Origin of the sequence: Synechococcus sp. R5-15, assembly GCF_047462035.1 — a bacterium.
GTDB lineage: Bacteria > Cyanobacteriota > Cyanobacteriia > Thermostichales > Thermostichaceae > Thermostichus.
On the sequence record NZ_JANSIK010000144.1, the window covers coordinates 1 to 12792 of the forward strand.

General features: G+C 59.2%; 12 protein-coding genes and 1 other RNA gene. 5 read left to right on the top strand and 8 right to left on the bottom strand.

All coding sequences use genetic code 11. The annotated features are described in order from the left end of the window. Positions 1-56 precede the first annotated feature (56 nt). On the top strand, positions 57-920 hold the full coding sequence (locus tag NW839_RS11740) for a hypothetical protein (RefSeq protein ID WP_414350956.1): 864 nt from the start codon (positions 57-59) through the stop codon (positions 918-920). A gap of 1095 nt (positions 921-2015) precedes the next feature. Here the strand turns inward: NW839_RS11740 and hemC are convergent. Beyond that, positions 2016-3002, bottom strand: a complete 987-nt coding sequence (gene hemC, locus NW839_RS11745) for a hydroxymethylbilane synthase (protein WP_414350959.1) — start codon at positions 3000-3002, stop codon at positions 2016-2018. Positions 3003-3280: 278 nt separating this feature from the next. Here hemC and NW839_RS11750 point away from each other — a divergent pair, with 278 nt between their 5' ends. The 4 genes from NW839_RS11750 (at position 3281) to serS (ending at position 7809) form a co-directional block, all read left to right on the top strand. Beyond that, positions 3281-3742, top strand: coding sequence for a YlqD family protein (locus NW839_RS11750; protein WP_011433386.1), 462 nt, complete (start codon positions 3281-3283; stop codon positions 3740-3742). A 187-nt stretch (positions 3743-3929) separates the two neighbouring features. Next, positions 3930-5411 carry a glycosyltransferase gene (locus NW839_RS11755; protein WP_414350962.1) on the top strand — a complete coding sequence of 494 codons (1482 nt, stop codon included), beginning with the start codon at positions 3930-3932 and terminating at the stop codon, positions 5409-5411. A 63-nt stretch (positions 5412-5474) separates the two neighbouring features. Continuing rightward, positions 5475-6467 carry a ketol-acid reductoisomerase gene (ilvC, locus tag NW839_RS11760; protein WP_414329205.1) on the top strand — a complete coding sequence of 331 codons (993 nt, stop codon included), beginning with the start codon at positions 5475-5477 and terminating at the stop codon, positions 6465-6467. 34 nt (positions 6468-6501) lie between these two features. After that, entirely contained in the window at positions 6502-7809 is a 1308-nt protein-coding gene (serS, locus tag NW839_RS11765) for a serine--tRNA ligase (protein WP_414350964.1), read from the top strand. A 202-nt stretch (positions 7810-8011) separates the two neighbouring features. On the opposite strand, the gene NW839_RS11770 is transcribed toward serS, so the two are convergent. From NW839_RS11770 to NW839_RS11800, 7 genes are all read right to left on the bottom strand, one after another. Further along, complete coding sequence (locus tag NW839_RS11770; protein ID WP_414350967.1) at positions 8012-8428, bottom strand: hypothetical protein; 417 nt, start codon at positions 8426-8428, stop codon at positions 8012-8014. Positions 8429-8490: 62 nt separating this feature from the next. Beyond that, positions 8491-8588: signal recognition particle sRNA small type (gene ffs / locus NW839_RS11775), an RNA gene on the bottom strand. A gap of 72 nt (positions 8589-8660) precedes the next feature. Next, on the bottom strand, positions 8661-9383 hold the full coding sequence (locus NW839_RS11780) for a carbon dioxide-concentrating mechanism protein CcmK (protein WP_414329208.1): 723 nt from the start codon (positions 9381-9383) through the stop codon (positions 8661-8663). Between the two features lie 26 nt (positions 9384-9409). Then, positions 9410-10093, bottom strand: coding sequence for a hypothetical protein (locus NW839_RS11785; RefSeq protein WP_414350968.1), 684 nt, complete (start codon positions 10091-10093; stop codon positions 9410-9412). A gap of 66 nt (positions 10094-10159) precedes the next feature. Then, positions 10160-12121 carry a ribulose bisphosphate carboxylase small subunit gene (locus NW839_RS11790; protein ID WP_414350971.1) on the bottom strand — a complete coding sequence of 654 codons (1962 nt, stop codon included), beginning with the start codon at positions 12119-12121 and terminating at the stop codon, positions 10160-10162. A 71-nt stretch (positions 12122-12192) separates the two neighbouring features. Then, positions 12193-12492, bottom strand: a complete 300-nt coding sequence (locus NW839_RS11795) for a EutN/CcmL family microcompartment protein (protein ID WP_011433394.1) — start codon at positions 12490-12492, stop codon at positions 12193-12195. Continuing rightward, the coding region (locus NW839_RS11800) for a carbon dioxide-concentrating mechanism protein CcmK (protein ID WP_414343632.1) at positions 12492-12792 on the bottom strand (301 nt) is incomplete at its 5' end. The genes NW839_RS11800 and NW839_RS11795, both read right to left, overlap by 1 nt.

Consider the following 12792-nt stretch of genomic DNA (forward strand, 5'->3'; position numbering starts at 1 on the left):
GTAGTAATCCGTACTGAGCATATTATACATTATTTTCAGTATAGTTGAGCTTATTATTGACTAGAGTCATCCTCTATCCTTGGTTGACCCTGGGCCTGCTGGTTCCTCTGGCCTATTGGTGTTGCTCTCGCTGGGTTTTTGCCCTGGCCGTGGTGAACTTTGGCCTGGCGTTGCAAGGGTTAGCCGAGCGTTTGGGCAGCTCTTTCCAAGGTTTAACCCTTTTGCATCTGCTTGGTGTTGCAGTTGTGTGGGGGTTGGGTCTGTGGCACCAACGCCATAAGCCTTGGCTAAGCCGGGTTTTAACTGAAGGAAGGGATCCAGAGCTTCCCGGCGAGCTGGAGCAAGGCTTGGATTTGGCCCCGACAGCCCAGAACTTGGCTCTGCTGGGGTTGGGTGTCCTGCTCTATGTCTGGAGCTTCGTCGGGACGTGGGTCGATCTTTCCGAGGATCCCCTCTGGAACGTTGGGGATCCCTGGGCGAGCTTGTCGGCAGTGGGGTTGCTGCTGCTGACGGGCTGGAGCTGGTGGCAGGGTTGGCAGGAGAAGAGATCCCAGCCCGTTTCGTCTTGGCTGAAGGATGCTGCTGTTCTGATTTCTCTGGTTGCCTTGGCGCTTTTGCTGGGGATCGGCAGCTCTGTGCCTTTGAACGTGACGGCAGGAGCAGCCTTGGTCCTCTTTGCCCCCTGGATAGTGACCTTGCTGTTGCTGGGGCTGTCAGCAGTGCTCTGCTGGGAAGGGCTACAGCAAGGGCGGCGGGGGCGCTTCTGGCAGGGACTGTTGGGGCTAACCCTGGTGGTGCTGACCCGCTTTTTCGAGTACCCAACCGGCCTGTTGGCCAAGTCGGCGGTGTTGGTGGCCTGTGGGATCGGGGTAATCTGGCTGGGGCTGAAATTTGAGCGGCGGATTTTCTCCCGTCTCTAATTCTTGCCCTTCTGGGAAGCCAAGCCCCGCTACATGATCAAGCAAAGGAAAAAGCTGGAATTGAGCTGGAATTCACAAGAATTTACAAAGTTTAAGGAACCTGCTTGTATTCCCCAATGTCTTTGCTAGTATATTCTCAGCTTTGGCTTGAGCTGAGAAGGAAGTGGGCATCTCTATCAAGATTTGGAGAATACAAATGAAAGTAGGACTGCGTTTGGGCATTTTGGCTTTGCTACTTACGCCCCTTTGGGAGAGTGGTTCTCTTTTAGGTGTTGCCTTGGCTGAAGATCATCTTTTAGTGGCTCAGGCCCCGGAGCCAGCTGGGCAGCCTATGCCTTCTGTGCCTAGATCGATACCCTCCCCAGTTCCCATAGCTCCGGCAGAATCCTCAGAAACTGTAGATGAGCTATTCCGCCAGGTTCCTTTCCCCCCTTCGCAAAGACTTCTGCCTGACCTTCCGTGCTCGAGACCCATGGTGTTGCGCTCAGTAACCCTCAGCGCTCCTCCGCCAAACCCTGCTTCCCCCCTGCAATCGGAGCTTCACCCCAACATTTGGGCAACTCTCCAGGGCCCTTTCGGGACAGTCAACTGGGGAGATCGCCGACCCGATAAACTCTTTGCTCATACCTTCCAATGGAGCCCCCCTTGTAAAACGGGCTGCCGGATGGGAGGCACCCTTACGTTTACCTATCGCAATAACTTGCGGGCAACAAGTAACACAGCTCCTAATGCCGGGAACGACAGGTACTACCTATTCAACAGCGCGATTTCAACCGGCGGGGTTTTAGCTCCAACTCAAGCGGGGTTTTTGTATACTTTCTCAAGTCCGCCTACCCCAATTCCGCCTGGCCAAACCTTCACCAAAACTCTAACCCTCTCGCCGGCAGAGATTGCCAACAACCGAGTGACCTTAGTAGTTCAAGATGATACGGCGGTTTTGGGAGCTAAGCTAGAGCTTAGATACTGCTGCTGCGAATGCGAATTTCCCATTTGAAGTTGAGTGAAATTTGCCTTAGGGGGAACTTCCGTGCCCCCCTTTTCTTCAACTCCCCCTGGCTGCAGACCTCAAAGCTTACTCAGAAAGGGTGGAAAAGCCTAACGGCGGGCCTGGGCAAAAATGGCTTGCAAAATCTCGTCGGCCCCCTGCCGTTTTAGCTTTTCTGCAAGAGCCATCCCCACTGCCTCGGGATCGGCGGTGGATCCCGTCTGAGTATCGCGGATGAGCCGCCGGCCATCCAGGTCGGCCACCATACCGGTTAGGTGCAGCGCCTCCCCTTGGACTTGGCTGTGAACGCCAATGGGCACTTGACACCCTCCTTCCAAAGCCCGCAGGAAAGCTCGCTCTGCCAAGCAGCGGGCTGTGGCCTCCGCATCGGCCAAGGGTCGGATAAGCTCCAGAATCCGCTCATCTCCCTGCCGACACTCGATTCCCAGGGATCCCTGCCCAACCGCGTACAGAGACACGCTGGGATCCAACACCTCGTGGATCCGGTCGGCTTTGCCCAGACGCTTCAAGCCGGCCACCGCCAAAATCAGGCCATCGTACTCTCCCCTCTCCAGCTTGGCCAAGCGGGTGTTGAGGTTGCCCCGCACATCCTTAAAGTGCAAGTGGGGAAAGGCATGGCGCAGTTGGGCCAGCCGCCGCAGCGATGAAGTGCCGATCACCGTCCCCTCTGGCAGGGTGGCCAGTCGGTAATCCCGGAACTTTTCCCCCACCACCAAAGCATCCAGGGGATCCTCCCGCCGCGTGATCGCCCCCAACACCAAGCCCTCCGGCAGGCGAGTGGGCAAGTCTTTAAGGCTGTGTACCGCCAAGTCGCTGCTGCCGTTGAGCAGGCTAACCTCCAATTCCTTGGTAAAAAGACCTTTGTCCCCAATTTTGGCCAGTGCCACATCCAGGATGATGTCTCCCTGGGTGGAAAGGGTGTTGAGCTCCAGGGGTAATCCCGGATGGTGTTCTTGCAACTGACCCATCACCCACTGGGTCTGCACCAAAGCCAACTCGCTTTTTCGAGAGGCAATCCGCACCGGCTTGGTGATCCCAGCAGAGGGTTTGGAAGGGGTCGAGGCCCGTTCGCTCATGGCTGCCGCAAAAAAGAACACTGTCTCTCACGCTAGCCGAATCTGTGCCAGGGCAAGGCGGCGGCCTTTAAGATCCTTAACCAAAATTGCAGTTTCCCGAAATCAAGACTTTACCGCAGGGATCCCAGCCGGTAGGATAAGTAGATGGATTCTCCGGCTCGGCGGGGGAGGATCCGGTCTGTCAAGCTCCTCTTCCCCAACCCCAGAGCTTTTGAGGGGAGCTTTCTACAATGGGCACAAGCCCCTGGTTTGGTTGGTCGTCTGCCTGGATGAGTCTTATGGAAGAAAACAACGTCAGCAACGGCACTCAATTACTGCTCAAACGCAACATTCCCGTTAAGGTGGTGGTCACACCCCTTTGGAAAAAGGAAATGCAGGAGCAATTAGAGCGGCAGATCGAAGCCACCGATGCTCAGATGCAACAGCTGGAGTTTCAGGGCAAGCGGGCTATTGCCGAACTGGAGAAACAGAGCCCCAACCCCAACAGCCCCCAAGTGCTCCAACAGGTGGAAGCGGTGAAAAGCCGCGTGAACGAGCAGAAAATCCGCCTCTTGGATCAGAAAAACCAATTGTTGCAGCAGATCAACCAACTGAGCACCCTGGAGCTTAACCAAGAAGTGCTGCAGGGCAATGTGGAGAGCTTCTTCCGAGTCCAAAAAGGAGACAACCTGATCCAGAAAATGCAGGTCGAGATCCTTCTGGAAGATGGGGTGATCAAAGAGATTCGCGGTAACCCATAGGCTACTCACCCCCTTGCCGGAGAAGCGGCAGTCGGGATCCCCAATTTTTCTCGCCTGTAGGTTCTCGAGAACTCCGTTTCGCCAACACAATGGGTGACAATAGGTAACAACCTCTTAACAGCCTTTGGGTTAACGCTCGCACAGGCTGGCGAGGTTGGGTAACATTGCCGCCCGGGGGAGGATTCCCATGTCTGAGTTCGTCTGGTCAGAGCCAGAGCCTCTCGAGGATCTTCATCTTCCCGATTGGTTGCTCACCTCGGCCCAGCGCCGCCGTCTCAAGGCTCTGCTGGTTCTGGCCATGGTGTGGGGGTTGGTCAGCCTGATGCATGTGGTGCCGACGGCCCGTTGGATCACCGTTGGTTTGGCCACGTTCATGGTGATCCACATTAGCCGCTTATTTCGCCTGCAACCGGCGACCTCCCTGCCCCCTCTGAGACTTCCTCCTGCCGCTGCGACCCGCCGGGATCCCAGGTCAACAGATAACAGCGATGACCCTAACAACAATGACTCTGTCCTGCCAATGCAACGGGATGGGCAGAGCGGGCTTTCTGAGTTGGGCGGGCTGGCCTTGCCCCGTGTGGCTGTGTTGATCCCAGCCAAGAATGAGAGCGCAGTGCTCCCACGGCTGTTGCACAGCTTGACCCAGCTCCGTTACCCCACCAGCCATCTGGAGCTGTGGGCCATCGACGACAACAGCAGCGATGCCACCCCTGAAGTTCTGCGGGAAGCCCAAAAGCGGATCCCCCATCTGCGGGTTTACCGGCGGCAGCCGGGGCGGGGCGGGGGTAAGTCCGGCGCCCTCAACGAGGTACTGCCCCTGACTCAAGGGGAGATCATCCTGGTCTGCGATGCCGATGCTGTGGTGCCCTCGGATTTTCTTGCCCGCACTCTGCCCTTGTTTGTTCAAGTGGGAAGCCTGCGCAGCCGTTTTGGCAGACGGACGGTAGGCGCTGTCCAGGTGCGCAAGGCCCTGAGCAACCCCAACGTCAACTTCTGGACTCTGGGGCAGGTGGCGGAAATGGCCTCTGATGCTTACTTCCAGCAGCAGCGCGTGGCTGTGAGGGGTATTGGCGAGCTACGTGGCAACGGCCAACTGGTGCGGCGAGATGTTTTGGAAAAGTGCGGCGGCTGGAACGAGGCCACCCTCACCGACGACTTGGATCTCACCTTTAAGCTGCACCTGGCGGGCGTAGATATCGCCTTTCTGCCAGAGCCGGCCATCGTCGAAGAAGGGGTCACCTCTTGGAAAAGCCTCTGGCACCAGCGCTGCCGCTGGGCAGAAGGGGGCTACCAGCGCTATCTCGACTACTGGCCAGGGATCCTCAGTCGCCGCATGGGGATGGCCAAAACGGTGGATCTCTGGGCCTTCTTTATTTCTCAGTACTTGCTGCCGATGGCCTTGGTTCCCGATACCCTCTGGGTGCTGTTGACGGGCCACTCCTCGGTGCTGCTCCCCTTGAACGCTCTGGTGATGGGCTGCTTGACGGTGGCTTTTTACCGGGGGCTACGCCAGGTGGAGGGCTTGCGCGGACGGCGACTTTGGTGGCACACCGCCCTGGGCTTGGTCTACATGCTCCACTGGCTGCCGGTTATGATCGCCACAACCGCTCGCATGTGTGTACAGCCCAAGCGCCTAAGGTGGGTGAAAACTGTTCATCACGGCGCTTGAGGTCATCAAGTTGGATCCAATCCTGCTATCCTAGTCAAGCACCTGCTCACGCCCTGCTCGACCATGGCCCGCCTCTACTACGACACCGACGCCAACCTGGAGCCTTTGGCCGATAAAACCGTTGCCATCATCGGCTACGGCAGCCAAGGCCACGCCCACGCCCTCAATTTGCGCGATAGCGGTGTCCAGGTCATCGTTGGCCTTTACCCTGGCAGCCCTTCCTGGCCCAAAGCCGAGCAAGACGGCTTAATGGTCAAAACGGTGGCGGATGCTGCCGCTGCCGCCGATTGGGTAATGGTTTTGCTGCCCGATGAAGTGCAAAAGGCCGTTTTCCAGGGCGAAATCCGTCCCCACCTGCAGCCGGGGAACGTGCTCCTCTTTGCCCACGGCTTCAACATTCACTTCGGGCAGATCCAGCCGCCGGCAGACGTGGATGTCATCATGGTTGCCCCCAAAGGCCCTGGGCACTTGGTGCGGCGCACCTACCAAGCGGGGGAAGGGGTGCCCTGCCTGTTTGCCGTCTATCAAGATGCCTCGGGAATGGCACGGGAGCGGGCCATGGCCTATGCCAAAGCCATCGGTGGCACGCGGGCCGGCATTTTGGAAACCACCTTCCGGGAAGAGACCGAAACCGACCTCTTTGGCGAGCAGGTGGTGCTCTGCGGTGGGCTGACGGCTCTGATCAAAGCGGGGTTTGAAACCTTGGTGGAAGCGGGCTACCAGCCGGAACTGGCCTACTTCGAGTGCCTGCACGAGGTGAAGCTGATCGTGGATCTCATTGTCGAGGGGGGCTTGGAGAAAATGCGCCACAGCATCTCCAACACGGCAGAATACGGCGACTACACCCGTGGCCCCCGCATCATCACGGAGCAAACCCGCGCCGAGATGAAACGCATCCTCGCCGAGATTCAAAGCGGCCAATTTGCCCGTGAATTTGTCTTGGAAAATCAGGCCGGCAAGCCAGGGCTTACTGCGATGCGGCGCCGCGAGGCCGAACACCCCATTGAACAGGTGGGCAGGGAGCTGCGGGCCATGTTTAGCTGGCTAAAGAAATAGGTCGGATATCTGGAGCTGAGGGTAGACCATCTCTGTGCTGGATCTGAAGCTGCTGCGGGATCGCCCTGAACAGGTACGCCAAGCCCTGCAAAACCGCCGGGCCACAGTCGATCTGGATGGGATCCTGCAGTTGGATCGGGAGCGGCGGCAGTTGGAGGCCCGCAAGGGATCCCTGCAGGCCGAAAGCAACAGCCTCGGCAAAAAAGTCGGCGAGATCATCCGCCAGGGGGCGGATCCCCAAGGCCCCGAAGTGGCGGCCCTGCGGCAGCGGGGGGTGGATCTCAAGGCCGAGATTGCCCAACTGGAGCAGCAGGAACGGGAGCTGGAAGAGGAGATTCGTGCTCGGCTGCTTACCCTGCCCAATTTGCCCCTGCCCAGCGTGCCGGTTGGCCGAGATGAGGCCGACAATGTAGAGGTGCGCCGCTGGGGTGAGGAGCTAAAGCCGGCCCATCCTGTCCTTCCCCATGACGAGATTGCCGAAAAACTGGGGTTGCTGGAGATTGGCCGTGCGGTCAAAGTGGCCCAAAGCCGCTTTGTGGCTATGGTAGGGGCGGGCGCGGCCCTGGAACGGGCTTTGATTGCCATGATGCTGGAGCGCCACGTTGCAGCCGGCTACACCGAGGTGATCCCACCCTTTTTGGTCAACAGCGCCGCTTTGCAGGGGACGGGGCAGTTGCCCAAGTTTGCCGAAGATAGTTTTCGCTGTGCTGATGACGACCTGTGGCTGATCCCGACGGCGGAAGTTCCCCTCACCAACCTGTACCGGGATGAGGTGATCCCTGCAGAGTCTCTTCCTCTTTACTTCTGTGCTTACACCCCTTGTTTTCGCCGTGAGGCGGGCAGCTATGGCCGCGACACCAAGGGGCTGATCCGGTTGCACCAGTTTCAAAAAGTGGAGCTGGTTAAGGTCACTCGCCCAGATCAATCGGAAGCCGAACACGAGAAGCTGGTGCAGGATGCCGAGGCCATCTTACAGATGCTGGAGCTGCCCTACCGGGTGGTGGAGCTGTGTAGCGGCGATTTGGGCTTTGCGGCAGCCCGCTGCTTTGACTTGGAGGTGTGGTTCCCCTCCCAAAATCAATACCGCGAGATCTCCAGTTGCTCCAACTGCTGGGACTTTCAGGCCCGCCGTGCTAACCTGCGCTACAAAGAAGCCGGCCAGAAAGGCACCCAGTTTGTCCACACCCTGAACGGATCTGGCTTGGCGGTGGGGCGCTCTCTGGCTGCCCTGCTGGAAAATCACCAACAGCCGGATGGCTCGATTCGCATTCCCAAGGCGCTGCGTCCCTTTCTCAGCTCCCGCTTTCTCTCGGAAGACGGGATCCTCATTCCTGCTGCCTGAGCTCAAACTCAACCCAGTTTGATTGAGACTCGATTGAGACGCTCCTGCCCACCCGGCAGACGCCCTTATCTTTTCTGCAGTTTGGAAATGAATCAGCTTGACCTGCTCCTCGCTCTACAAGGATGAGGATCCCTGACGCCTCAGGGAGACGTCTCACATAGTCTCACATACAGGTAGTCTTCAAATCCATTTTCCTATTGGGCTATCCTTTCGCTTGGGATTTGCCCTTGAGGCGATCCAACTCAGCTTGCAATTCGGCGATCTTCTGGCGCAAACGGGCCGCTTCTGAAAGTTCGATGGCCGTGCCTGCCTCGCCCTCGGTATCGCTAATGTCATCAATGGTGATCTTGCGGGGACCGGCAGTTTGTCTGTCTTCTCCCTTGCGGTTGGCGTTGGCGGCGATGGCATCCATGTAAGCCCGCGCCTCTTCAGCGGTCATCGCCCCCCGCTCCACCAGCTCGTCCACCAAAGCTTGCGCCTGCTTGCGCAACTCCATCAGACGGATACCCGCTTTGCTGGCCACCTTGGCAGCATTATCCGCCGCCACAGCCGCCAAACCCATGCCGAAGTAAAAGGCTTTTTGAGCCCAGTTGGCGAGGGGATTGTCTGTTTCGGACATAGTGTAATGCGCTGCTAGGGCAAGGAGGAGAGAACCCAGCAGAGAGAAGTAGGGCTGCAAAGGGCGACCCGGGTTGACGCGCCTGCTCAGAGCATCCCGTGGTGCTGCTATCTTCCGATCCTGACACGGTTTGGGCGTCGGAGCTGCACGGACCCAGGTCTTCCAGTAGCCTAGCATTTTTCCCCTCTGCCCTGCTCGGCTTTCTTGGGCAACAGATGGGTTTCTCAGGGGGCTAGGGAGTTTCAGGCGGCTCCAGATAAACAGGGATCCGCTCTACGGCTGTATCGCTGCGCTGCACCTCCTGTTCCTGAACTTGAGGAAGGGTTACCGGCAGGGTAACCGGTTGAGCAACAAAACAACTGGCCACGGGCAGCGCTTGCTCCAGTTCGTCCAGAGGGCGGGGGATCACTGCCACCGCGTGCAATTCCCCAATGCGCTCTGCTTCGTACATGCCGGCATCGATGGCAATGGCCACGTTGGCCACTGTACCGCGGATAATGGCCGTACATAGGCCATCCCCAATGGTCTCGTAGGCCGCCAGTTGGACATCCGCGGTTTTGAGCATGACATCGGCAGCTCCCACCATTGCCGGGAAGCCGCGAGTTTCCAGCAGGCCCACGGCCAAGTTACTGAGGCGGCTGTAGCCGCGGTTTTGTGCCAGTTGAGACAGCTTGCTGCTGATCGGCAGTACCACTTCCAAGTTGGGCAGGGGGCGCGGGATCACCAAACTGGAGATCTCCTCTTGGTCAAACTGGCGGGCCAGCTCAATGCCCTCCTCAATGGCAATGCGCACATCGGCAATTCCCCCCCGCACAATGGCTGTGCAGTAGCCCCCCGAGGTTTTCTCAAAGCCGATCAGCGTCACGCCTGCCGACTTGGTCATAGCGTCGGCAATGCGCACGATGACCGGAAAGCTGCGCGTCTGAATCAGGCCCAGGGAGGTTGACATCGGCATCCTAACTACTCACGCCAGTTTAGCCATCAGAGCCGGCCATCCCCAGAGGAGAGCACCTGTCGATAGGGATAAATCTTGCCCAAGAGGCGATCCAATTCCGAATGGCCAGGGATCCCGTTGAGGTTGCGCGTTTTGGTCCTTGGGGAACCGGACTTTTCTTGGGTTTGCTCGGCAGCTTCCTGCCAGCGGCGGGTTTGCTTTTCAACATTGGCCACCGGAGAACTGGGCGGGGGAGACGGCTCAGGCGACATCTCTGGAGCCATTTCCACTGCCGCCGGCGAGGGCTCTGCCGGGATGGGCTTGCTGCCGCCCGCCTCCTGGAGTTCGAAACCATAGGTGGGATCCCCGAGCAGCGAGCCGGGGGGAATGACTGCTTGGCTGAGCACCGAACAATTCAGCACTGTGGTTTCTGAGCCGATGCAGGCGTTTTTGCCGATGGTGCCCTGCCCGATCACCAGCACCCCCATTCCCAAGGTTGCTCCCGCCTCCACGATGAGGGATCCCCCACAGGCGTGCAGAACGGATCCCATGCCGATACACGCGCCGCGCCCGATGTGAATTCGACAGCCGGGGTTGGCCCGCAGCAGCACCCCTGCCCCAATCCCCACCCCAGCTTCCACCTGTACCTCACCACTGACAAAATAGCGAGTTTCGTCGTTCTGGCCAGGCAAGGCGCGGAGCGTCATGGAGTTGGGCAAAGTAGAGGCCAACAAAGTGCTCCTCATCGCTGGGGGGTTGGGCTTGAACCAACAGAGGTCAAAAAAAGCTGGGATCCCTCAAGGGGTTTGGATGATCTGCTCCAGCACTCGCCGTTTGGCCTTGGGATCGATCCCCAGCAGGCGAACGTATTCTCCCTGGTGTTCCGCCAGGCAGGCTTCTAGAGCCGCCACCACTTGGGGCACTTGGGTGGCCTCGATGGGGCTACAGCTTTGCCAAGAAGAGGTGCGAAAACGGCGCTTGTCCGCATGTTCGGTGCCGATGCGGTAGCCTTGGCTGAGCAACTGCTGCACCTGAGCCACCACCTCGGCATTGAGGCGGGTGCCAGAAGGGGATCCCTTGGGGGCAGAAGCAGGAGCCGCGGCAGCAGCAGCAGATTTTCCGCTAGGGGTTTGGATGATGCGCTCATAGACCCGCCGTTTGCCTTTGGGATCGATCCCCAGCAGGCGCACATATTCTCCCTGGTGCTCCGCCAGGGCAGCCGTCAGCTTAGCCAACACCTCTGGCCCGCGGGTGGCGCGAATGGCCGGCCCACTCTGCCAGGAAGAGGTTTTGAAGCGGCGCTCGTCGGCATATTCGTAGCCGATGCGATAGCCCTGAGCCAGCAGCCGATGCACCTCCTCCTGCACCTCCAGATCCAGGCCGGCACTGCCCCCTGCCGCAGGAGCCGTATCTGCCACCACGCCGGTTCCTGCAGGACTGCTGCTCACCTGGCCTTGCGGGGTTTGAATGACCTTCTCCAGCACCCGCCGTTTGCCTTTGGGATCGATCCCCAACAGGCGCACATATTCTCCCTGGTGCTCTGCTAGGGCAGCCTGAACAGCGGCCAGGATCTCCTGCGGCTGACCGCTCAAATTGCTCAAGGTCTGCCAAGAAGAGGTGCGGTAGCGGCGGGCATCAGCCACCTCCAGGCCAACGCGATACCCCTGCGCCAACAAAGTCCGGATCTCCTCCTCCAGCCCTGAGCCAGAGCGAGAGCCGACCGCCCCAGAACCCGGAGCAGCGGCTGCCGAGACGCGGCTGGGCATCCCAGAGACCAGCGCCGGCCCATCGGGGGTTTGGATGATTTGCTCCAGCACCCGCCGTTTAGCCTTGGGATCGATCCCCAGTAGGCGCACATATTCTCCCTGGTGCTCCGCCAGGATGGCCCCCAGCGATCGCACCACCTCCGCCTCGTGGGTGCTGGCGATTGGGCTTTCGCTTTGCCAGGAAGAGGTTTTGAAGCGGCGAGCATCGGCATACTCTAGCCCCACGCGATAGCCTTGGGCCAACAGGGCACGAATTTGCTCCACCACCTCCGGCTTGAGAGGGGATCCGCCGCCGTTCCGGCCATTGCCGCGATGGGAAGAATGAGTCATGGGTGCCGTCTCCGTAGCCGTTGAGTTAGAGGTGCGCTGCAGTTCGTTGCGGATGGGAGCGATACAGACGAGGTTTTCGCTGCACTGGTAGCCCTCTCGCAGGGCTTGGTTGATGCCGATCACGTGTTGGGCAAACTTGGCATCGCTATCCTGGACGTCGGGCAGCCGGTCGGCCTCGGCCTGGGTGGTGATGATGGATCCAGAAGGCACGTACTTGCCTGGGGGGATCTCCACATCCTGGATCAGGCAATGCAACATGATGATGCAGCCATCCCCAACCCGAGCGTTGAACACCGTCGAGCGGAAGCCAATAAAGCAGTCGTTGCCCACGTAGGCCGGCCCGTGGATCAGAGCCATGTGGGCAATGGAAGTGTTTCTGCCAATCCAAACGGAGTAGGGTTGGCCGTCTTCTCCTATCACCCGCCCCTGTTCCAGGCCGTGGATGACCACCCCATCCTGAATGTTGGATCTGGCGCCAATGTGGAAGGGGGATCCCTCGTCAGCGCGAATGGAAGTTCCCGGGGCGATCAGCACCTCCGCTTCCACCCGCACATCCCCAATGAGGTTGGAGAAAGAATGCACGTAGGCTGTGGGATCGATCTTGGGCTCCGCCAGTCGGCGAGACCAGGGCGTTGGCGGTGCAGCATAGGTGTGAGCAGGCATAACCGTGAGCCTCTAGAACGCAGTAGGGCGGACAAGGGCAGCAAGAGAGATGAGAAGGGAAGGGATCCCAGCTAGCGTTGATCGCGCTTGTTGTAGAGAGAGCGACCGCCAACGCTGACCGTATCGATAATCGCCATCACCACTGCATCCAGCGGGCGAGTCTGGTTTCCTTGCGGCTGGCGAGCGGCACTGCCTTGGCTAACCAGCACCCACTCGTCAATGCCGGCCCCCACCGGATCGGCAGCCACAGCGTAATCGGGTTGCGGCTGGCCCTCGAGATCGACGTACTGCACCAACAAAAACTTCACGCCCGTCAAGCTGGGATCCTTTTGAGTGCTGGTGACGGTGCCCCGCACAATGGCAATACGCATCAGGGACGGGTGAAGGGACGGATGGCATTTACCCCTTCGCGGAACTGAGCCACATCCTCGGTGTAGCGAATGGGCAACACGTACTCCAGGTTCTCGTGGGGACGGGCGATAATGTGCCAAGACAACAACTGGCCGCCGTTCACCCGCTTCACCGAGTCAATGCCGGCAGCCACCGAGGCTTGCACCTCCGAGACATCCCCCCGCACGATCACGGTGACCCGACCGCTGCTGATTTTCTCGTAACCCACCAGGGTAACGCGGGCTGCCTTGACCATGGCGTCGGCAGCTTCTACCACTGCC